The organism is Pseudomonas sp. KCJK8993 (assembly GCF_046230915.1).
In the GTDB taxonomy this organism is placed as follows: Bacteria; Pseudomonadota; Gammaproteobacteria; order Pseudomonadales; family Pseudomonadaceae; genus Aquipseudomonas; species Aquipseudomonas piscis.
In genome coordinates this window covers 45,511-64,396 of sequence record NZ_JBJJLO010000006.1, presented here as the reverse complement: position 1 = coordinate 64,396, position 18,886 = coordinate 45,511, and the positions used below count along the sequence as shown (strand labels likewise).

Here is an 18,886-nt window from a genome sequence, read left to right as displayed (position 1 = left end):
TGGCTGCAAGGGGGCGCGACGGTAAATGTCCTCGGGGCATTCATCGACGATCTGCTGCTGGCCGGGAGCGACCCCCGGAGTCCGGGAGCCGCTTCGATGGCCGGGCGAGGAGGACGCTGGGGCTGGCGCTTCAGGATTTGCGCGAGGAGCCCTGCAGCACCAGCTTGATCAACGGCAGCAGGCTGGAGCCCAGGCGTACCAGGCGGGGCAGGCTGCTGGTCGCGCCATTGCGGACTCCCTTGCCGGTGAGAAAGCCCAGCAGGGTCACCACCGCCACGCCCCACAGTGGCGCGTGCTTGATCCCAAGGCCTTGCTGCCAGTTCTGCCCCATGCTGCGCATGCGTTGCAGGGGTTGCAGCAGTTGCCGGGTTTCCTGGCGGATCTCCTGGCGGTGCATTTCCATGCGCAGGCGGATCAGGGCCTTGCGCATGTCTCGGCGCGAGGCGTTCTGCGGGATGTCAGGCAACTTCATGGCAACAGGCGCTCCCGGTCATTGGCCAGCTCTTCGAGGGTGGCATGGAAGGGCGAGGACTCATCGAACACCGCTGATTTCAGGCGCAGGCCGCAGAACAGTGCGGCCAGGGCGTAGAACACGCACAGGCCGACGATGCCGGCCAGGCGATAGGTGTCCCAGACCAGGATCAGCACCAGTGCCGACAGCCCCACCAGCAACAGCAGGGCGAATACCAGGGCCAGCCCGGCGAACAGCAGCAGGCTCACGGTGCGGGCCTTCTGCTCCTGCAGTTCGATGCCAAATAGCTCTACGTGGCTGTGCAACAAGCCCAGGACTGCCGCCCCCAGGCGCCGTGAGGAAGCGCTCGGGCCGCTGCCCGATGCGCTGGATTCGTCGAGCACCATATCAGCGCCGCGTCGCCAGGAGGCCAATGAGGAAGCCCACCCCAGCGGCGATTCCCACCGATTGCCAAGGGTTGGCCTGGACGTAGTCTTGCGCGGCGGTGACGGCCGCCTGGCCCCGCTGGCGCAGGGATTCCTCGGTCAGTTGCAGGGTTTCCCGGGCCTTGAGCAGGCTCTCGTGGATCTGCTCGCGCAACTCATCGGCCTGGTCGCCGGCCAGGGTCGCGGTGTGCTCCAGCAGACGCTCGGTGTCGCTGACCAGTGCCTGAAAATCCGCCATCAATACTTCTTGAGCTGTCTTTGCCGTTTTGCTGGCCATGCTGCTGCCTCCTTGGGTGGCTTGTGTGAGCTATGAGTGTGAGCCCCGGATGAAGGTTCACTGAAATTGCCTGGTACAGCTTTTGCTTTGTCCTGGTGCGCAGGCCCCGGGGCCTGCGCCGAAAATGCGCGGGGCTGGCGTGCAAGCCGCGTCAGCCCTGGACGAATCAACCACAACTCCCGGTCATTGTCTTGCCTGCGGTTTCGCGTGCGGCGTGCGGCGCGCCAAAACGGTTCATTGGATGCGCTTGCCGGCGCGCCCGGGAGCCAATTTGGTGCAGGGCGCGTCGACCGCAGGGCAAGCCGACCGCCATTAGCGGATCTGCCCACTCCATGGAAAACCTGCAAAGCGCTGTGGACACCCTGGTCCACGGTTCCAACACGCTGTTCATCCTGATCGGGGCGGTCATGGTCCTGGCCATGCACGCCGGTTTCGCCTTCCTCGAAGTGGGGACGGTCAGGCAGAAGAACCAGGTCAACGCCTTGTCGAAGATCCTCAGCGACTTCGCCGTCTCGACCCTGGCCTATTTCTTTATAGGCTACTGGATCTCCTACGGCGTGAGCTTCCTGCAACCGGCGGCGGTACTCAGTGCCGACCATGGCTATGGCCTGGTGAAGTTCTTCTTCCTCTTGACCTTCGCCGCGGCGATCCCGGCGATTATCTCCGGCGGCATCGCCGAGCGTGCGCGTTTTGTCCCGCAGTTGTGCGCCACGGTGGTGATCGTGGCGTTCGTCTACCCGTTCTTCGAAGGGGTGGTGTGGAACGGCAACCATGGCCTGCAAGCCTGGCTGCAACAACGCTTCGGCGCCGGGTTCCACGATTTTGCCGGTTCGGTGGTGGTGCATGCCATGGGGGGCTGGCTGGCCCTGGCGGCGGTGTTGTTGCTGGGGCCGCGCAATGGGCGCTATCGCGACGGCAAGCTGGTGGCCTTCGCGCCATCGAGCATTCCCTTCCTGGCGCTGGGCTCGTGGATCCTGATCGTCGGCTGGTTCGGCTTCAACGTGATGAGCGCCCAGACCCTGCAGGGCCTGAGCGGGCTGGTGGCGGTGAACTCGCTGATGGCCATGGTCGGCGGCACCGTGGCGGCGCTGATCGTCGGGCGCAACGACCCGGGCTTCCTGCACAACGGGCCGCTGGCGGGGCTGGTGGCGGTCTGTGCCGGTTCGGACCTGATGCATCCGGTGGGGGCGCTGTGCACCGGGGTCATTGCCGGGGCGCTGTTCGTCTGGTGTTTCATCGCCGCCCAGGGCAAATGGAAGATCGACGATGTGCTCGGGGTGTGGCCGCTGCATGGCTTGTGCGGGGTCTGGGGCGCAATCGCCTGCGGGATCTTCGGCCAAGCGGCGCTGGGCGGGTTGGGCGGCGTGAGCCTGGCCAGCCAGTTGCTCGGCACCGGGCTCGGGGTGCTGGTGGCGCTGCTGGGAGGCTTCGCCGTGTATGGCGCGATCAAGGCCACCTGCGGCCTGCGCCTGAGCCAGGAGCAGGAGTACTACGGTGCCGACCTGTCGTTGCACAAGATCGGTGCGGTCAACCAGGAGTGAGCGAGCCGCCATCGCTCCCCGGTTGATCATGGGCCAACCGGGGGCACGGTGCGCCAAGCTCAGCCGCCCAGCAGGCGCGCCTCGCAAGCCTCGATGGCGCTCTGCGGACCGGACAGCAGCACCCGGTCGCCCGCTTGCAGGCGCAGGCCCGGACCCAGCGGCAGGTCGTGGCCCTGGCGTTGCACGGCGCGGATGTCCACTCCCAGGCGATCCAGGGCCAGGGCTTGCAGCGGCTGGTCGCAGGCATGGGCGTCGGCATCCAGGTTCACCGCGTGCATCTGTACGGCAGGTGGTTCGTGGTTGTCCTGGGTATCGCTTTGCCCGCCATGGTAGAAGCCGTGGAGCAGCCGGTAGCGGCTTTGGCGCACTTCATCCACTGTGCGCTGCACCCGCTGCTCGGGCAGGCCCAGCATGATCAGCGCATGGGAGGCGAGCATCAGGCTCGACTCCAGCAGCTCGGGCACCACTTCGTTGGCACCGGCGGCCTTGAGTTCCGCCAGCTGGCTGTCGTCCCGGGTGCGCACCAGGATCGGCACGTTGCCGTCCAGGCGCCGGGCGGCCTTGAGCACGGTCAGGGCGATATCGGTCTTGTCCACGGCGATCACCAGCAGCCGCGCGCGCTCCAGGCCGACCGCCGCCAGCAGGTCGCCGCGCCGACAGTCGCCGTAATGCACGCAGCTTTCCGCCGCCGAAGCCTCCTGGACCCGTACGGGATCGTCGTCCAGGGCGATGTAGCGTAGCTGCTCGTGGCGCAGGAAACGGCCGATGGACTGGCCGACCCGACCGTAGCCGCAGATCAGCACGTGGCCCTGCAACTGCGCGTTCTGGGCGCTGATTTCTTCCAGTTGCGCGGCCTGGTTGGGCTTGCGGTGCAAGCGCGCCGTGAGCACCGGGGCCGCGCGCAGCAGCAACGGCGTCAGCAGCATCGAGCAGAAGGTGGCGGCCAGTAGCAGGCTGCTGATCTCGGGCGGGATCATCTGGCTCAACTGCATCTGGGCCATCAGGGCGAAGCAGAATTCGCCGCCCTGGGCCAGGGCCAAGCCGCTGCGCCAGGCGGTTTCGCCGTCGCTGCCGCGCAGCTTGAGCAGGGCCGCGACCACCGTGCCCTTGATCAGCAGCAGGGCCAGGGTCAGGCCGATGATCAGCAGGCTGTGGTCGATGAACAGCTGCAGGTCGATGAGCATGCCGATGCTGACGAAGAACAACCCCAGCAGGATGTCGCGAAACGGCCGGATATCGGCTTCGATCTGGTGCCGGTAGTGGCTTTCCCCCAGCAGCATGCCGGCCAGGAACGCCCCCAGGGCCGGCGACAGCCCCAAAAGGTGAGTGAGCCAGGCGGTCAGCAGGACGATCACCAGGGCCAGCAGCACGAAAAGTTCGGCGGAGTGGGACGCGGCGACCTCGTGGAACAGGCGTGGCAGCAGCCAGCGACTGGCCAGCAGCAGGCCGACGAACAGCACCACGGTCTTGCCCAGGGTCGTGGGCAGGGCCCAGTACCAGGCCTGGTCGGCGCTGCCGGCGAACACCGGGACCAGGGTCAGCAACAGTACGGCCACCACGTCCTGGAACAGCAGCACACCGATGGCATTCTGGCCGTGGCTGCTGAAGATCTCGCCCAGGCTGGTCAGCTCTTTGCTGACGATGGCGGTGGACGACAGGGCCAGCCCGGTACCGAGCATCAGTGCCGAGCTCAGGGGCATGCCGAATAGGGCCAGGAGCCCGCCCAGCACCAGGCCGGTGCACAGCACTTGCAGGCTACCGAGGCCGAAGACCACGCGGCGCAGGGCGAGCATTTTCGACAGGGAAAACTCCAGCCCCAGGGAGAACAGCAGGAACACCACCCCCAGCTCGGCCAGGTCCGGCAGGTCTTCGCTGTCGTTCACCCAGTCCAGGGCGGTGGGGCCGACCATCAGTCCGACCGACAAGTAACCCAGCACCGGCGGCAGGCTCAGGCGCCGGAACAGCGCAATGACCACCAGCGAGGAGGCGAGAATGATCAGCAGGTTGGCGAACAACGGTTATCTCCGGACAAGGGGGGGGCAGGCAAAGCCTAGGGGCAAAAAGATCGGAAGGATCTCCCGACCGGCAGGAAACCGTGCTGACCCAGGTCATTCTTTCGCCAGAGATGTCCCATCTTCACGAGCCTTCGCTATGCTCAGAAACGTTCGCTGCGAGTGGCTCCCGGCGGCAAGTGGCCGGGTGGCGACGCAGGGCGACGTTCAGGCAGCCTGGTCCATAGGGGCCGTACCAGTGAGGAGCCGGAGAGGTTTATGGAGCGTCTGTATTCACTGCAAGGGTTGCGTGGGGCCGCCGTGCTGGGGGTGGTGCTGTTCCACATGATGTCGGTGGAGATCAAGTATTCCGGGGGGGACATCCTGTTGCCGGTGTACGTGGATTTCTTCCAGCTGGGGGTCGACCTGTTTTTTGTCATCAGTGGTTTCGTGATGGTGATCGTCAGCCGCGGGCGCTTCCAGAAAAGCGTCGAGACCCAGCGCTTCCTGTTCAACCGCTTGTCGCGGATCTATCCCACCTACTGGCTGTATTTCTTCATCACCCTGGCGGTGTACTTGTGGCAGCCGGCGCTGGTGAACAGCTCCCACGGTGGCTCGAACCTGTGGATGTCGTTCCTGCTGCTGCCCAACGACCGGGTGCTGCTGGTGATGGTGGCCTGGTCGCTGCTGTTCGAGTTGTGGTTCTACCTCATGTTCACCCTGCTCCTGTTCTTCAAGGAGCGTTGGCTGCCATGGATCCTGCTGCTATGGGCGCTGGCGCTGGTGGCCTTCAACCTGTTGCAGGACTGGCAGGACTATTCCCCGGCCCTGAAGATCATGCTGCATCCCTATGCCCTGGAATTCATCGTCGGCAGTGCCCTGGCCCTGTTCTTCTACGGACCGCACAGCGCCAGGGTGCCCAGTTGGCTGGCCTGGGGCGCGCTGGTGGCGGTGCTGCTGGTGGGGTTCCCGTTGATCTACAGCTACCGGCTGTTCACCACCGAAGGCTTGCCGAGGATGCTGGCGGTGGGCCTGGCGTTCGGCGCCCTGGTGCTGTCCCTAGCGCTGCTGGAGCGGCGGCAGTTGATCCGGATGCCGGCCTTTCTTACGGCCACCGGCGATATGTCCTACACCATCTATTTGTCGCACCTGTTGGTGCTGGGGGTGATCGGCAGGGCCTGGCAGGTGATCGGAGCCTGGCCCGACAGCCCTGTGGACAACCTGCTGTTCCTGCTGCTGATGATGACGGCGGTGGTCTGTTATGGCTGGGTGGGCTATCAGTTCTACGAGAAGCCGATCCTCGATCGGGCCACGGCCTACTGCAAGCGTCGCTTCAGTTCGGCCGGCAAGCGCAAACACTACGATCCGGTGTAGACCGGGAATCCTCCTGCCTGTTCGGGTAGCCATTCGATGCCGAAAGTTCTCAACGGAAATCTCGACACCCTCAAGGTCCTGCTCGCGGTGATGGTGGTGATGCTGCACTGCAAGCTGCTGGGGGGCAATTACACCTGGGTCGGCTACCTGTTGTGCAACGGCCTGTTCCGGGTGGCGGTGCCGACCTTTTTCATCATCAATGGCTACTACCTGTACCAGGCCCTGGAAGGGGGACATTCCTTCGCCCAGTGGTTCAAGCGTGGGTTGCTGATCTACCTGTTCTGGATGCTGGTCTACAGCCCGCAGTACGTCGATCCGGCGACCATCGCCAGCCTCGGCGGGGTCCTGGGGGTGGTGAAGAAGCTGCTGATCGGCTACTTCCACCTCTGGTACCTGTTGGGAATGCTGGGCGGCGGGCTGATCCTCTGGGTGTTGCGCCGCTGGCGTTCGCCGGCGCTGATCGGCCTGGCCCTGGCGGCGTTCCTGATTGGCCTGTGCCTGCAATACGCGCGGGTCTATTTCGAGCTGCCCAACGCCTTTCTCCAGCACTTCAACCAGAACGACTACACGGCACGCAATTTCCTGTTCATGGGCTTCCCGTTCATGGCCATCGGTTTGCTCTGTGCCCGCCATGAAGTGGCGCAGCGTATCGGCCGGCCGCTGCTGTGGGGCTGGCTGGGGCTGGGCTTGGTGCTGATCCTGGGCGAGGCCGCGGTGAATTTCGCGCTGCGGGCGGACGTCGAGCAGAACTTCGATTTCCTCGCCTCGCTGCTGGTGATCACCCCGGCGTTGTTCCTGCTGCCCCAGGCCTACTTCCGGGCCGGCCACAGCAATTTCCCGGCCAAGCTGTCCTCGGCGGTGTATTACGTGCACCCGTGGTTCGTCTATGGCGCGCTTGCGGCGGGCATGGCCTATGGCAACCTGATGACGATGCTGGTGTTGGTGCTGGCCTTTGCCGTGGCACCGCTGCTGATCCTGGCCAGCCGCCGGGTGCGCTTCATTCTCTAGAGCGGGCGGGTCGACGCTATTTTCATCCAGGGCCTACAATGAGCGCCCGTTCCTCATTACAATGGTCGCCCCCATGCCTCCTGAATGCCAATTGTTCGGCACCCTTGGTTGCCATTTGTGCGAGTTGGCCGAGGCCGAGCTGATGCCGCTGGTGGAGCACGGCCTGATGGTCGAGCTGGTGGACATCGCCGACAGCCAGGAGCTGTTCGAGGCCTATGGCCTGCGTATCCCGGTGTTGCGCCGGGTGGACAACGGCGCCGAGCTGGGCTGGCCGTTCGACGCCGAACAGGTGGTAGCGTTCCTGCGCTGAAACCTGCCGGGGCGTCGTGCAGCTTCCGCCTGTCGCCCTTGCCTGGAATTGATTGGCGATATCCATCGATTCGTTTACTGTATGCATATACAGTCAACGAGGAATCTCGCCATGTCGCTCACTTTCCTGACCGGTATCGAACGTTCGCAACCGTTGCCAACCCGTCTGATGGAGTTGGGCGGCAGCGAGCCTGCCCCTGGCCCCATCGGTAGCGGTTTCTCCCTGGACCGGACCCTGGGCCTGGGGGCCCCTCAGATCCACGGCCTGCTGGTGGACGATGACAATCTCCTGGGGTTCGGCATGTACCCCGGGGATCGCCTGATCGTCGATCGTGCCGCCACCCCCGTGGTGGACCAATACCTGGTGGTGCGTCCCCGCGGCTGTAGCGAGTACTCGCTGCGCCTGCTGGCTCCCGATCCCCGTGGCGGCCTGCTGCTCAAGGCAGCGCGTCCGTCGATCCCTTCCATTGCCCTGGACGACCTGGGCTCGATCGAGATCTGGGGCGTGGTGCTTTGGGTCGTCAGCTACGTTGGGCACAAGCAGCCCTGATGGATGTGGCGCAGGCTTCGAACCTTCAAAGGAATAAATGATGGTCAATGTCGAACAACTGAAAAACAGCGTGAACGGTATGTCTCCCGACGTGCTGCGCGAGGCGGTGCATGAGCTGCGCCTGGATGGTTTGGTCACCGAGGGCAAGACCCCCTTCAACAAGCTGCACTTCAATACCTGTTTCGCCGAGATAGAGGCCCTGTTCCAGCGTGCGGGTTATCACCGCCAGTTGGACGTCGTGGGGTACCAGGGGCTGTTGTATGCCCTTTACGATCCGGCTCGCTGGGAAGCGGTGGACGTCCTGCGCTGGCTCAAGGAGTTCACCGAGGCGGCGGCCCAGGCCAGGCAGTCTTGTGCCTGAAGGCGGGCAAACTCTTCCTAGGCTGTAGGGGATCGCTGTTGGATAATGCCGGCTTGGAACGATCCCTCGAGTTTTTGTATGTCTTGCGTGAGTTTTTCTGCGGCACAGCATCAGGCCAGCACTTTGTACCTGCCGCCAGGTCCTTGGGCGACCGTACTGGATTGCCTGTGCGATCACTTCACGGCCATCAGTCGTGAGCAGTGGCTGGACCGGTTTGCCCGGGGGCGGGTGCTGGATGGACAAGGCCAGCCCATCGGTGTGGAGGCGGCTTATCGTGAAGGTTTGCTGATTCACTATTTTCGCGAGGTGCCGAACGAAAAGGTGATCCCGGTGCAGGAGACGGTGTTGTATGCCGATGAGCACCTGGTGGTAGCGGACAAACCGCATTTCCTGCCGGTGACCCCGGCGGGCGAATACGTCGAGCAGACCCTTCTGCGGCGGTTGATCCGTCGTTTTGACAACCCGCATCTGGTGCCCCTGCATCGTATCGATCGGCACACCGCTGGGTTGGTGCTGTTTTCCGCCAACCCGGGTAGTCGCTCGGCCTACCAGGCGCTGTTTCCCAGCCGGCAGATCGAGAAGCGTTATGAAGCCATTGCCCGGGCCTTGCCCGATCTGGTCTTTCCGCTTTTGCACAAGAGCCGGCTGGTGGACGGCGAACCCTTCTTCCGCATGCAGGAGGCCCCAGGGGTCAGCAACACCGAGACCCTGGTGGATGTCCGGGAAAAGCATGGCGACCTGTGGCGTTACGGGCTGTATCCGGTGACGGGCAAGAAGCACCAGTTACGAGTGCACATGAGCGCTCTGGGCGCGCCGATCTGCAATGATCCGTTCTATCCCCAGGTGCTCAAGGACGCTGAGGACGACCCGGCCAAGCCATTGAAGCTGCTGGCCCAGGGGCTGCGCTTCGTCGATCCGCTGACTGGCCAGGAGCGCGAGTTCGAGAGTGGTATTCGCCTCGATTGGTGATATCGGGGCCGCAAAAACGCTAAAACCCGCACCAGGCGGGTTTTAGCGTTTTCAGGTCGGCAGTCGCCAGGCTTACAGCTCCTTGACGGTACGTACCTGATCCTTGTTGATGCGAGTCCGCTTGCCGTCCAGTTGTTCGAACTCGTAGAAGCCGGAATCACTGTCGAACTTGGGGGTATCCACGGCCTGGATTTCGCGACCATCATTCAGGGTGATCACTGTCGGCGATGCGCAACCGGCGAGAGTGGCCAGGCCCAATGCGAGCATGAAAGTGGCGAGGGTCCGTTGAGTCATTGTATGTCTCCGAAATGAGTACTTATGAGTGCTGGTCTTCAGACGTATACAACGTCTGCAAGTTCCTTGGCCAGGGACATTCTGCCACGTTGGCGGGACGATCGCAGGCGTTCGCTGGTGTGGGTTGCCCAATATGCCTGATTGTTCCCGAATGAACCGACCCACGAGGCATCGCCGGATGCGCGGCAGCGGAGCGGGGGCCTGTGATATAACACCGGCCTGTTTCCCCATCACTGGATCGAGCCTATGAAAGCCAAGGCTGATGTACCTTTTGTCCCGCTGAATATCGCGGTGTTGACCGTCAGCGATACCCGCACCCTGGACACCGATACCTCCGGCCAGCTCTTCGTCGAGCGCCTGGGTACTGCCGGTCACCACCTGGCGGCGCGGGTCCTGCTCAAGGACGACCTGTACAAGATCCGTGCCCAGGTCGCCACCTGGATCGCCGATGACCAGGTACAGGTAGTGCTGATCACCGGTGGTACCGGTTTCACGGGGCGCGATAGCACCCCGGAAGCGGTGGCGTGCTTGCTGGACAAGCAGGTCGATGGTTTTGGCGAGCTGTTCCGGCAGATCTCCGTGGCGGACATCGGCACCTCCACCGTGCAGTCGCGAGCGCTGGCCGGCCTGGCCAATGGCACATTGGTCTGCTGCCTGCCTGGTTCCACCAACGCCGTGCGCACCGGTTGGGATGGCATCCTTGCCGAACAGCTGGACTCGCGGCACCGTCCCTGCAATTTCGTTCCTCACCTGAAACAGGCGGCACCCTGTGAATCCCGTGGCTAAGCCGGGCAAGCTCGGTGCCCTGATGCCTGTGGAGGAGGCGCTGGAGCGCCTGCTGGCGATGGCCGAGGCGACGCCGATCCGCGAGCGCGAGCGTTTGCCATTGGCGGCGACCCAGGGGCGGGTGCTGGCCGAGCCCCTGGTATCCAGCCTGGACCTGCCGCCCTGGCCCAACAGCGCTATGGATGGTTATGCCCTGCGCCTGGAGGATTGGAAGGGCGAGCCCCTGCCGGTCAGCCAGAAGGTCTTCGCCGGCCAGGCCCCGGAGCCGCTGCAACCGGGCACATGCGCGCGGATCTTCACCGGAGCCCCGGTGCCGGCCGGCGCGGACTGTGTCGAGATGCAGGAAAACACCGAGGTCCAGGACGATCAACGAGTGCGTTTCACCGAGCCGCTGAAAGTCGGGCGGAACATCCGTCCCCAGGGCCAGGAAACCACCATCGGTGAGCAGATCCTCGCCGCGGGCACTCGCCTGGGACCTATCGAGCAGGGGCTGGCCGCTTCCCTGGGATGCGCCGAGCTGGACGTGATTCGCCGTGTGCGCGTGGCGGTGCTGTCCACCGGCGACGAACTGCTGGAGCCGGGCCAACTCCTGGGGCCCGGGCAGATCTATAACAGCAACCGGGTCCTGTTGTGCAGCTGGCTGCAGCGCCTGGGCTGCGAAGTGCTGGACGCCGGGATCCTGCCTGACGACCTGGCCGCGACCCGCGAACGCTTGGCAGGGCTCAAGGACGTCGACCTGATCCTTTCCAGCGGCGGTGTCTCGGTAGGGGAGGCGGACTTCCTCGGCCTGGCCCTGCGCGAGGCGGGAGAGCTGGCCTTGTGGAAGCTGGCGATCAAGCCGGGCAAGCCCCTGACCTTCGGGCATTTTCGGGGTGTGCCGGTACTTGGCCTGCCTGGCAACCCGGCATCGACCCTGGTGACCTTCGCCCTGCTGGCTCGTCCCTACCTGTTGCGGCGCCAGGGTGTGCAAAGCGTCCAGCCGTTGCGTTTCCAGGTGGCGGCCGGTTTTGCCTGGCCCCAAGCGGGCAATCGACGTGAGTACTTGCGGGGGCGGCTCGAGGATGGGCGGGCGATCATCTATCGCAACCAGAGTTCAGGGGTCCTGCGTAGCGCGGCGTGGGCCGAAGGCCTGGTGGAGGTGCTCGAAGGGCGGACCCTGGTCGAAGGTGACCAGGTCGCTTTCATTCCCCTGAGCGAGCTGCTGGATTGATCCTCCGTAGCCGGCCCGGTGTTGGGCCGGCTACGGAACGTTCAACGCAGCAGTAACAGCAACAACAGGCCGAAACGGCTGTGAAGACCCCAGGTCACCAGACCCGCCAGCAGGGCTGCGGCCAGTGCCAGTCGACCCAGGCGCTTGAGCAATGACGATAGGCGGGACTGAGGCGGGCGCGGTTCGCGGAATTCCTGGCTTGATGGAGTGGCCAGCCAGGCGTTGTCTTCGATGCGGTTGAGCGTCGAATGCGCTCGTGGATACAACCCCTTGTCATTCATGACCTTGTACTTCCCTGTTTGAGGCATCAGCGCCTGGCGACCACAGTCACTGATCGGTGCTGGAGGGTCAATTCGGGGAATTCTCTTTCTAAAGTCAGAAAAGTTACTGCAGCGGCCCTGGCTGTGGGCGAGCGTTGGGGCCGTCCCAGTAACGGCGGTACATGCCCAGGCGCTTCTTCAAGCCCAGGGGCAGGTAGCGTTCCTGCTGGCTGAGCTTATAGGCGAACAGCTTCAGTGCATTGCGCAGCAACGAGCCTGGCCATTGCAGCAGTCGTCCGAAGCCGAGGAATGCCAGTTCGGATTTGACGTAGCGCAATCCCTCGCCGCCGGCGCCGCCGAAGGCCTGGCGGATCCAGGGCTCCCGCGCATGGAACACGCCGATGTCGAAATAGCGGCGGAACTCTTCCTTGAGGCTGTAGTTGTGGGAGTGTCGGCAACAGGCTGTGCCTTCATAGACGACCTTCCAGCCGGCCAGGAGCATCTTGGCGCCGACGTACATGTCCTCGGACAGGATTACGTGGCTGGGAAAACCGCCCACCTGCATCAGCGCCTCGCGACGATAGGCCGAGAACGAGTTGGACATGAAGGCGGTCTTGATGCCCAGCGCCGGCACGTCGGCCAGGCTCTTCACCTGGGACGTGGGTGGGTAGTTGAACAGGCGCGCATGGGTGGCCAGGGGGCTGGCATCCAGGTGCGGCAGCTGGCGCCCGCACACGGCTCCCACTTGCCCATCGGCGAAGGGCGCGATGATGTTGGCGATGCCCTCGGCATCGGCGAGGTAGGCGTCCTGGGTCATGAACACATAGACGTCGTATTCGGCATTGCGCTCCACCATCAGTTGCCGGGTACCCCCGTGATTGAAGTCGCGGCTGTCGATGCGCAGTACGTTGGGGCAGCGCGACACGGCCATTTCATAAGTGCCGTCGCTGGAGCTGGAGTCGACGATCAGGGTATCGAAGACGGCGCTCTGGATGGCCAGGGAATCCAGCAACCGGGCCAGGTCCCGGCAGCCGTTGTAGGTGGGGATCACACAGGCCACGCGCAGTACCGACATAGATGCCTCCGGTTCAGGTCAGGTTCTGGCGCCAGGGGCGCAACCAGGCGGCGAGCCCCAGCAGCAAAAGCAACCCGCAGGCACTGCTCAGGGCCAGTTGCCAGATGATCGAGGTCAGCGGATGCAGGAACAGCGCCGCCAGCAGCATGCCGCCGATGCCGATCGACCAGTGGCTGCGCCAGGGCAGCAGGCCCAGCAACCGCTGGCGGCGCATCAGCAGCAGGGCGGTGAGCACCACCCCACAGATGGCCGCCAGGGCGATGCCCACCAGCCCCAGGAAGTAGGGAAGCGCGGCCAGCAGCAAGGCATTGAGCAGACTGCCGGCCAGTTCGCAGTTGAGCGGCATGCGGGTATCTCCCGCGGCGTAGGCATAACGCGCCAGCAGGGCGTTCCAGGCACCGAACATCAGTGGCACCGAGAACCAGGCCAGCAGGTTCGGCAAGGGGCTGTCCGCCGCCTGGGAAGGCAACAGCAGATGCACCAGCGCTGCCGCGGCGCCGATCAGCCCTACCACCGCCGGAATGGTCAGCAGGCTGGCGCTGCTCAGGCCCTTGCGCAACAGATCCAGCCGCTGTTCGCCGGAGCTGCCGCTCATCAGGCCCAGCAGCACCTGGTTGAGGCTCATCAGGGCGATCAGCGGCAGGTTGATCAGCTTGCGCGCCAGGTTGATCCAGGTGACCGCACCTTCGCCCAGCAACGAGGCGGCCATGCGTTCCAGCAACGCCAGGCCCTGGCTGGCCAGGTTGCTGCTCAGCAACGGACCGATGCGCTGCAGCAACTCGCGGCCGGCCCCGGGCGCGCCCTGGATGCGCCACGGGCGCCAGCCCTCGCGCAGCAGGCTGGGCAGCAGCACGCTGGGCATCAATACACTGCCCAGGACGCAAGCGGCCGCCAGACCGGTGGGACTGGCGGCATGTTGCAAGCTGGCCAGGTAGAGCACTGGCGGCAGGTTGAACAGCAGTGAGCCCAGACCGGCCAGGACGAACCGCGAACGAGCCTGCAAGGGTACGCAGAACAGGCTGTGGAGAATGAATCCAGGCGCACACCAGGCCAGCCAGTGCAGGCCGCCGCTGGCCAGGGCGTAGCCGTCAGCGGAAAGGCCTGGACCCACCAGGCGTACCCACAGGGGCGCGCCGAGGCTCAGCACGCCGCCCAGCAATAGGCCGCAGAGCAACAGGCGCGGGGCCAGGGCGGCGAGCCAGGCCTGTTGCTGCGTGGTCGAGCGTTGTTGGTACAAAGGCAGGGCCGCGGCGCTGAGCAGACCGGCGGCCAGGGCCATGCGCAGGGCTTCGGGCAGGAACATCGCTACCAGGAAACCGTCGCTCCGGCCGCCCGCCCCCCAGGCGGCCACCAGCAACCACTCCCGGGCGAAGCCGGCAGCCAGGCCGGTCAGGGTGGCCAGGGTCAGCCACAGCGTTGCGCCGAACATGTCGGGCGTTTCAGTGGAACAAAGTGAACAGGCCTTTGCCGCCCACTTTGTAGTTGAGGTTGCGGCAGCGTTCGCCCTTGATCGCCGCATCCGGGCCGCTGACGATGGCATAGGGCGGTATCGGCTTGGACACCACCGATTGGCCACCGACTACCGCGCCCTCGCCGATGTCGGCGCCATAGGACAGCAGCGCGCGGCTGGCGATCCAGGCGTAGTCATGGATATAGATCGGCCCGCCCACTGCCCAGAACTCCGGCTCCTTGAGGTCATGGCCGCCGGCGATGATCAATACGTGGGAAGCGATGGTCACGTGATCGCCGATGATCAAGCCACCCCGGGCATCGAGCTGGCAGTGCCAGGCCACGGTGCTGTCCCGGCCGATGCGCAGGCTGTCGATACCCAGTACCTCGGTGTTGCGCCAGACCGTGGAGCCCTTGCCGATCTTCGCCCCACCCATGCGCAACCAGAGCAGGCGCAGGGTGTGGCTGGGGATCTTGCAGATCAGGATGTTGTACATCTGTTCCCAGGTGCGCAGCATGCGATCGCGCAGGGTCGGCCAGTTGATGCCGTACATGGGGATCAGCGCGCCTTTGACTTCGCGACCCAGCAGGGCATAGAAGCGCCGGGGCAGGGCCGGTTCGATCTTCGATTCGATGTTCAGGTAGCTGATATAGGTGAGGATGTTGCCCTTGAGGGGCTGCTCGAAAATCACCTCGTTTTCCAGCATCCACTGATAGGCCGCTTCCAGTTCCTCGAGGCTTACGCCCATTTTCTGCGCATATTCGGGCAGTGCCTGTTTCAGGTTCTGCGAGTGAAAGAGGCGATGTTTCATGAATGGTTTCCTGAGCTAGGGGATTCTGGAGCATTGCCTGGTGTAGCAGCCTGGGCCTTGAGCCGCAGGCGCCTGGCTTCATGCAGGTTGAGGCCCAGCAGCAGCCAGAACAGGGCGGCCAAGACCTGGGTGAAGCTGAAATAGTGGTCGAACAGGCCGCTGATCAGCGCCGCGCTCAGGCCCGCGCCGCTGCCCAGCCACAGCGCATTGTCCCGGGTCAGGCGGGTTTGCAGGCCAGGGGCGCGGGTTTCCCGCCACCAGCTCCAGATCACCGCGACGAACAGCAGCATGCCCGGCACGCCGATCTTGTAGATGTAGTTCAACCACAGGTTGGAAATCCCCCACAGGCCAGTGCCCGGCACCGGCGGATCGACCTTGAAGCCGATGCCGAAGGGGAACATCGCCATGGCCTCGGGGAAGTGCGTGTACTCGTCGACCCGCACGCTGGTACTGGCGTCGCTGGAAGTGAACAGGGTCAGCAGGCGATCCTGCAGGGGCGGATAGGACATCATCAGCAGGGCGCCCAGGACGAAACCGCCCATGAGCATGCGTCCGGTGTAGGGCACCCGCTGGCGCGCCATCCAGATCAGTACCACCAACAGGCTCAGCAGGGCGCCACGCGAGCCTGAGAGCAACAGGCCGACCGCGCCCAGCAAGGCCACGCCCAGTCCCAGGCGGCGTTCCCAGCCGCTACGGGTCAGGCCGAAGCAGAAGGCCAGCGGCAGGACCAGCGCCATGGCGCCGCCGGTGACGTTGGGGTGCATCCAGGGCGAGCCCATGCGGTTGGCCAGGGCGCTGAGGCTGTCGCCCAGCACGGCGATGCCGCCGTAGCCGAGCCGTTCCAGGATCGGGGTCATGGCGGTGGCGGTGCCGCTCTTGAGGAATACGCTGATCGACAGCAGCAGGAGCATCGATGTCCCCAGCAACAGCCCGCAGACCAGTTGCTCCCGGGCCCGTTGCTCCTGCAAGAGGCGCGGCACCAGGAACAGTGCCGACAGGTTGAGCAGCCAGCGCACCCAGTTCACCGGCCCGTTGCCCACGGCGTCGACCGTCAACTGGCCGATGATGAAGGGCAGGGCGCTGAAGGCCATCAGCGCCAGCAACAGCTTCTCGGTACGCAGCAGGCGGGGCGGGCGCGGCAGGTTGGAGAACAGGTTCTGGGTCAGGACGCTGACCCAGACCAACAGCAGCAGCGCCTCGGAGACCGTGGTACGCAGGCCGATCTGCACCGTCGAATAGGGCAGGAAGGTGGCCAGCACGGCGAACAGCAGCAGCCCGCGCAAAGGCTGGCGGACCACGGTCACGGCCGCGGCGATGGCGACGATCAGCACCAGCACCTTCAAGGGCGGCAGCAGCCAGATCAGCACGCCGAAAACCAGGCTGAAGATCAGCGCCAGCGGCAGGGCGATGGGCATTACTTGAGCTCCTCGAGCAGTTCATCCAGGCGCTGGCGATAAGCGCCTTCGGCATAGCCGGCGGCCCAGGCCTGGAGCGCCGCTGGATCTTCCTTGGGAGAATCGGCCAACTGCACCATCAACTGGCCCAGCGCGGCGCCGTCGGTTGGCGAGAAGCGCGGGCTGCCGGCCGGGGTGATTTCATCCAGGGCCGAGCCCGAGGCCACTGCCACCGGGGTGCCGACGCTCAGCGCCTCGATCACCGGCAAGCCGAACCCCTCGGCATAGGAGGGCTGCCACAGGCGCAGGGCCTGGCGGTAGACGGCGTGCAGTTGGCTGTCGCTGAGGTCGCTGAGGAAATGCAGGCCGTGCAGGGCCCGCAGTTCGCTGGGCAGATGCTCGGGGGCGCCGATCAGCAGCAGCTCCGGGACGCTGGCCGACTGCTGGCGTGCGGCCTGCCAGGCGGAGACGAACCAGGGGATGTTCTTGCGTGGTTCGCGAGTGCCCACTACCAGCCAGTAGCGCTCGGGCAGTTGCAGGTCGCTGATGTCGGCCGGCTCGCCGCTGAAGCCGGCCACCAGGTTGGGCAGGACCCGGACCTTGTCCCGGGCGGCGGGGAACAGCTTGACCAACTCATCGGCGGTGTACTGCGAGGGCGTCCAGATGCGGTCGGCCTGCTTCACCGAATAGCCGATGGAGAGCTTGTCGCTCTGGCGGTAGAAGCGCTCCTTGAGGCGCGAGCCATGGCTGTTGCTCAGGGTCAGCTGGAACAGGTCGTGCAGTTGCAGCACATAGCGCAATCCCTGGGGTTTCTTGCCCAGCGGCAGGCCCATGTTGAAGTTGCAGATGTAGACCTCGACCCCCGCCTCGCGCAGGGCGCCCGGTAGAAAGCCGCCTTCGAAGCGCAGCCGCCCGGGCAGCCGGTGGATGCCTTGCAGCGCCGCTCCCCAGCGCGGGCAGTGCACCCGGCGACGTAGCGGATGATCTTCCGGGGCCACGCCGAACAACTGCAGGCTGACCTGCGGGTTGGCGCGCAGGGCTTGCTCCAGCGCCAGGTTCTGCCGGCCGATCCCGGTATTGCTGTAACCCGCGGCGGGGCGGTAATCCAGGCCTATGCGCATACGGATACTTGTTCCTTGACAGAGGGGAGTTGGTGATAGACCGCTTCGAGCTGGGCGGCAGCGGCGCTCCAGTCATGCCTGGCCAGGACGTAGGCCCGTCCGGCAGTGCCGATGCGGCGCAAGCGCTCGGGATCGGCCAATGCCTGGGCGAGGATCTGCGCCAGGGACGCGGAATCTTCGCTGCCCAGGTAGTGCTCGCCGTTTTCCACCTGCAGGCCCGAGCAGCCCTGGGCCGTGGTGACCACCGGCAAGCCGGCGGCCATGGCCTCGAGGACCTTGAGCTTGGAGCCGCCACCCTGGCGCAGCGGGGCGAAGAACAGCGCCGAGCGTCGTTGCAGGTCGCGCAGGTCCGGAACGAAGCCCTGCCACTCGATGCGCGGGTCGGTCCAGCGCTGGCGGAAGCTGTCCGGCAGCGCATAACCGCAGATGGCGAAGCGGACGTCCGGGTTGACGGCCCACAGCCGCGGCAGGATATCGTCCAGGGCCCATTGCACGGCATCCAGGTTGGGGCTGTATTCGTAGTTGCCGATGAACAACAGGCGCTGGCTGGAAAAGTCCGGCTGCACCGAGGCGTAGTGTCCGCAGTCCACGCCGTTGACCACCACTGGCGCCGGCTTGCCGCTGAGGCGGGCCAGGGTCAGCGCATCCTGCTCGGTCACGGCGACGACCCTGGCCGCCTGTCGGAACACCCGGGTTTCCCAGCGCCGGTAGCGCCACTGGTCATACAGAGTGAAGGGCTTGGACCAGGCTGGCAGGCGGTCGTAGCTGGCGGCTCCGAGCGCCGACTCGACATTGTGTTCGGTGAGGATGAAAGCTTGTTTGCGCTCGCGCAGTGGCTGCTCGAAGGGTTGGAAACTGTAGCTGTGCTCGATCTGCACCACGTCCCAGGGCTCATCCAGCAATTGCCGGAAACGCTGTTGCAGGGGCTCGGCCAGACCGTTGATCGTGGCCAGCATCGGGTACGGCGCGAACAGCACCGCCAGCAGGGTCTCGAGGCTGCGCAGGGGCCGGCGCGGCAGCACGATCAGGCGATCCAGCCAGGGTTCCAGGGCGGCGCGCGAGGCTTCGTCCAAAGGCGTCTTGGATTGCACCAGCAATGTAATGCGGTGCCCACGGGCGGCCAGGGCCCGCAGCAGATGGTATTGCCGGGTCTTGCCGCCGCTGGTGGCGGGCCAGGGCAGGTAGGGCAGGGTCCAGAGAATCTTCAT

At 65.0% G+C, this 18,886-nt stretch carries 21 protein-coding genes; 9 read left to right on the top strand and 12 right to left on the bottom strand.

What is annotated here, in order from left to right; all coding sequences use genetic code 11:
* Positions 1 to 130: 130 nt before the first annotated feature.
* Genes ACK6AU_RS03740 through ACK6AU_RS03730 form a run of 3 tightly spaced genes read right to left on the bottom strand, consistent with a single transcriptional unit; the run spans position 131 to position 1,174 of the window.
* Positions 131 to 472 (bottom strand): hypothetical protein, encoded by a 342-nt coding sequence (locus ACK6AU_RS03740; protein ID WP_185700970.1) that lies wholly within the window; start codon positions 470 to 472, stop codon positions 131 to 133.
* Positions 469 to 858, bottom strand: a complete 390-nt coding sequence (locus ACK6AU_RS03735) for a phage holin family protein (protein WP_409297813.1) — start codon at positions 856 to 858, stop codon at positions 469 to 471. Before ACK6AU_RS03735 ends, ACK6AU_RS03740 begins: the two co-directional genes overlap by 4 nt.
* Position 859: 1 nt before the next feature.
* Entirely contained in the window at positions 860 to 1,174 is a 315-nt protein-coding gene (locus ACK6AU_RS03730) for a YqjD family protein (RefSeq protein WP_085596724.1), read from the bottom strand.
* Positions 1,175 to 1,506: 332 nt separating this feature from the next.
* Here ACK6AU_RS03730 and ACK6AU_RS03725 point away from each other — a divergent pair, with 332 nt between their 5' ends.
* Positions 1,507 to 2,715 (top strand): ammonium transporter, encoded by a 1,209-nt coding sequence (locus ACK6AU_RS03725; RefSeq protein WP_185700972.1) that lies wholly within the window; start codon positions 1,507 to 1,509, stop codon positions 2,713 to 2,715.
* Positions 2,716 to 2,774: 59 nt separating this feature from the next.
* On the opposite strand, the gene ACK6AU_RS03720 is transcribed toward ACK6AU_RS03725, so the two are convergent.
* Positions 2,775 to 4,730, bottom strand: coding sequence for a monovalent cation:proton antiporter family protein (locus tag ACK6AU_RS03720; RefSeq protein ID WP_185700973.1), 1,956 nt, complete (start codon positions 4,728 to 4,730; stop codon positions 2,775 to 2,777).
* Positions 4,731 to 4,985: 255 nt separating this feature from the next.
* On the opposite strand from ACK6AU_RS03720, the gene ACK6AU_RS03715 reads away from it, so the two are divergent.
* The 6 genes from ACK6AU_RS03715 to ACK6AU_RS03690 all read left to right on the top strand — a co-directional run bounded on the left by ACK6AU_RS03715 (position 4,986) and on the right by ACK6AU_RS03690 (position 9,277).
* Positions 4,986 to 6,080 carry an acyltransferase gene (locus ACK6AU_RS03715; protein ID WP_185700974.1) on the top strand — a complete coding sequence of 365 codons (1,095 nt, stop codon included), beginning with the start codon at positions 4,986 to 4,988 and terminating at the stop codon, positions 6,078 to 6,080.
* 36 nt (positions 6,081 to 6,116) lie between these two features.
* Entirely contained in the window at positions 6,117 to 7,088 is a 972-nt protein-coding gene (locus ACK6AU_RS03710; protein WP_409297810.1) for an acyltransferase family protein, read from the top strand.
* A gap of 73 nt (positions 7,089 to 7,161) precedes the next feature.
* Positions 7,162 to 7,398: a glutaredoxin family protein gene (locus tag ACK6AU_RS03705; RefSeq protein WP_185700976.1), complete on the top strand. Its 237-nt coding sequence runs from the start codon at positions 7,162 to 7,164 to the stop codon at positions 7,396 to 7,398.
* Between the two features lie 111 nt (positions 7,399 to 7,509).
* The gene (locus ACK6AU_RS03700; protein ID WP_409297807.1) at positions 7,510 to 7,947 is read left to right on the top strand and encodes a S24 family peptidase; all 438 of its coding nucleotides are present in this window, start codon (positions 7,510 to 7,512) and stop codon (positions 7,945 to 7,947) included.
* A gap of 40 nt (positions 7,948 to 7,987) precedes the next feature.
* Positions 7,988 to 8,308 (top strand): transcriptional regulator, encoded by a 321-nt coding sequence (locus tag ACK6AU_RS03695; RefSeq protein ID WP_409297805.1) that lies wholly within the window; start codon positions 7,988 to 7,990, stop codon positions 8,306 to 8,308.
* A 78-nt stretch (positions 8,309 to 8,386) separates the two neighbouring features.
* On the top strand, positions 8,387 to 9,277 hold the full coding sequence (locus tag ACK6AU_RS03690; protein ID WP_409297803.1) for a pseudouridine synthase: 891 nt from the start codon (positions 8,387 to 8,389) through the stop codon (positions 9,275 to 9,277).
* Between the two features lie 72 nt (positions 9,278 to 9,349).
* Here the strand turns inward: ACK6AU_RS03690 and ACK6AU_RS03685 are convergent, their stop codons facing one another.
* Positions 9,350 to 9,571, bottom strand: a complete 222-nt coding sequence (locus ACK6AU_RS03685; protein WP_022640016.1) for a YgdI/YgdR family lipoprotein — start codon at positions 9,569 to 9,571, stop codon at positions 9,350 to 9,352.
* A 246-nt stretch (positions 9,572 to 9,817) separates the two neighbouring features.
* Between ACK6AU_RS03685 and moaB the strand changes: the two genes are divergently transcribed.
* Both moaB and glp read left to right on the top strand, forming a co-directional pair.
* Positions 9,818 to 10,357 (top strand): molybdenum cofactor biosynthesis protein B, encoded by a 540-nt coding sequence (gene moaB, locus ACK6AU_RS03680; RefSeq protein WP_409297800.1) that lies wholly within the window; start codon positions 9,818 to 9,820, stop codon positions 10,355 to 10,357.
* A gap of 22 nt (positions 10,358 to 10,379) precedes the next feature.
* Complete coding sequence (gene glp / locus ACK6AU_RS03675; protein ID WP_409297847.1) at positions 10,380 to 11,567, top strand: gephyrin-like molybdotransferase Glp; 1,188 nt, start codon at positions 10,380 to 10,382, stop codon at positions 11,565 to 11,567.
* 41 nt (positions 11,568 to 11,608) lie between these two features.
* Here glp and ACK6AU_RS03670 read toward each other — a convergent pair whose 3' ends face one another.
* The 7 genes from ACK6AU_RS03670 to ACK6AU_RS03640 form a co-directional block, all read right to left on the bottom strand.
* The gene (locus ACK6AU_RS03670) at positions 11,609 to 11,848 is read right to left on the bottom strand and encodes a hypothetical protein (RefSeq protein ID WP_185700980.1); all 240 of its coding nucleotides are present in this window, start codon (positions 11,846 to 11,848) and stop codon (positions 11,609 to 11,611) included.
* Between the two features lie 103 nt (positions 11,849 to 11,951).
* On the bottom strand, positions 11,952 to 12,902 hold the full coding sequence (locus tag ACK6AU_RS03665; RefSeq protein ID WP_409297798.1) for a glycosyltransferase: 951 nt from the start codon (positions 12,900 to 12,902) through the stop codon (positions 11,952 to 11,954).
* Between the two features lie 13 nt (positions 12,903 to 12,915).
* Positions 12,916 to 14,331 carry a lipid II flippase MurJ gene (locus tag ACK6AU_RS03660; RefSeq protein ID WP_409297796.1) on the bottom strand — a complete coding sequence of 472 codons (1,416 nt, stop codon included), beginning with the start codon at positions 14,329 to 14,331 and terminating at the stop codon, positions 12,916 to 12,918.
* Between the two features lie 10 nt (positions 14,332 to 14,341).
* Positions 14,342 to 15,163: an acyltransferase gene (locus ACK6AU_RS03655; protein WP_409297794.1), complete on the bottom strand. Its 822-nt coding sequence runs from the start codon at positions 15,161 to 15,163 to the stop codon at positions 14,342 to 14,344.
* A complete protein-coding gene (locus tag ACK6AU_RS03650) occupies positions 15,160 to 16,578 on the bottom strand; it encodes an O-antigen ligase family protein (RefSeq protein WP_409297792.1) in 1,419 nt (472 codons plus the stop codon). The genes ACK6AU_RS03655 and ACK6AU_RS03650 overlap by 4 nt, the downstream gene beginning before the upstream one ends.
* Positions 16,578 to 17,678 (bottom strand): glycosyltransferase family 1 protein, encoded by a 1,101-nt coding sequence (locus ACK6AU_RS03645; RefSeq protein WP_185700985.1) that lies wholly within the window; start codon positions 17,676 to 17,678, stop codon positions 16,578 to 16,580. Before ACK6AU_RS03645 ends, ACK6AU_RS03650 begins: the two co-directional genes overlap by 1 nt.
* Positions 17,669 to 18,886, bottom strand: coding sequence for a glycosyltransferase family 4 protein (locus tag ACK6AU_RS03640; protein WP_409297790.1), 1,218 nt, complete (start codon positions 18,884 to 18,886; stop codon positions 17,669 to 17,671). The genes ACK6AU_RS03645 and ACK6AU_RS03640 overlap by 10 nt, the downstream gene beginning before the upstream one ends.

Bases quoted from the DNA above. Each gene is read 5' to 3' on its own strand.
- ACK6AU_RS03740 (WP_185700970.1), bottom strand. From the start codon at position 472: ATGAAGTTGCCTGACATCCCGCAGAACGCCTCGCGCCGAGACATGCGC.
- ACK6AU_RS03735 (WP_409297813.1), bottom strand. From the start codon at position 858: ATGGTGCTCGACGAATCCAGCGCATCGGGCAGCGGCCCGAGCGCTTCC.
- ACK6AU_RS03730 (WP_085596724.1), bottom strand. From the start codon at position 1,174: ATGGCCAGCAAAACGGCAAAGACAGCTCAAGAAGTATTGATGGCGGAT.
- ACK6AU_RS03725 (WP_185700972.1), top strand. From the start codon at position 1,507: ATGGAAAACCTGCAAAGCGCTGTGGACACCCTGGTCCACGGTTCCAAC.
- ACK6AU_RS03715 (WP_185700974.1), top strand. From the start codon at position 4,986: ATGGAGCGTCTGTATTCACTGCAAGGGTTGCGTGGGGCCGCCGTGCTG.
- ACK6AU_RS03710 (WP_409297810.1), top strand. From the start codon at position 6,117: ATGCCGAAAGTTCTCAACGGAAATCTCGACACCCTCAAGGTCCTGCTC.
- ACK6AU_RS03705 (WP_185700976.1), top strand. From the start codon at position 7,162: ATGCCTCCTGAATGCCAATTGTTCGGCACCCTTGGTTGCCATTTGTGC.
- ACK6AU_RS03700 (WP_409297807.1), top strand. From the start codon at position 7,510: ATGTCGCTCACTTTCCTGACCGGTATCGAACGTTCGCAACCGTTGCCA.
- ACK6AU_RS03695 (WP_409297805.1), top strand. From the start codon at position 7,988: ATGGTCAATGTCGAACAACTGAAAAACAGCGTGAACGGTATGTCTCCC.
- ACK6AU_RS03690 (WP_409297803.1), top strand. From the start codon at position 8,387: ATGTCTTGCGTGAGTTTTTCTGCGGCACAGCATCAGGCCAGCACTTTG.
- ACK6AU_RS03685 (WP_022640016.1), bottom strand. From the start codon at position 9,571: ATGACTCAACGGACCCTCGCCACTTTCATGCTCGCATTGGGCCTGGCC.
- moaB (WP_409297800.1), top strand. From the start codon at position 9,818: ATGAAAGCCAAGGCTGATGTACCTTTTGTCCCGCTGAATATCGCGGTG.
- glp (WP_409297847.1), top strand. From the start codon at position 10,380: ATGCCTGTGGAGGAGGCGCTGGAGCGCCTGCTGGCGATGGCCGAGGCG.
- ACK6AU_RS03670 (WP_185700980.1), bottom strand. From the start codon at position 11,848: ATGAATGACAAGGGGTTGTATCCACGAGCGCATTCGACGCTCAACCGC.
- ACK6AU_RS03665 (WP_409297798.1), bottom strand. From the start codon at position 12,902: ATGTCGGTACTGCGCGTGGCCTGTGTGATCCCCACCTACAACGGCTGC.
- ACK6AU_RS03660 (WP_409297796.1), bottom strand. From the start codon at position 14,331: ATGTTCGGCGCAACGCTGTGGCTGACCCTGGCCACCCTGACCGGCCTG.
- ACK6AU_RS03655 (WP_409297794.1), bottom strand. From the start codon at position 15,163: ATGAAACATCGCCTCTTTCACTCGCAGAACCTGAAACAGGCACTGCCC.
- ACK6AU_RS03650 (WP_409297792.1), bottom strand. From the start codon at position 16,578: ATGCCCATCGCCCTGCCGCTGGCGCTGATCTTCAGCCTGGTTTTCGGC.
- ACK6AU_RS03645 (WP_185700985.1), bottom strand. From the start codon at position 17,678: ATGCGCATAGGCCTGGATTACCGCCCCGCCGCGGGTTACAGCAATACC.
- ACK6AU_RS03640 (WP_409297790.1), bottom strand. From the start codon at position 18,886: ATGAAGATTCTCTGGACCCTGCCCTACCTGCCCTGGCCCGCCACCAGC.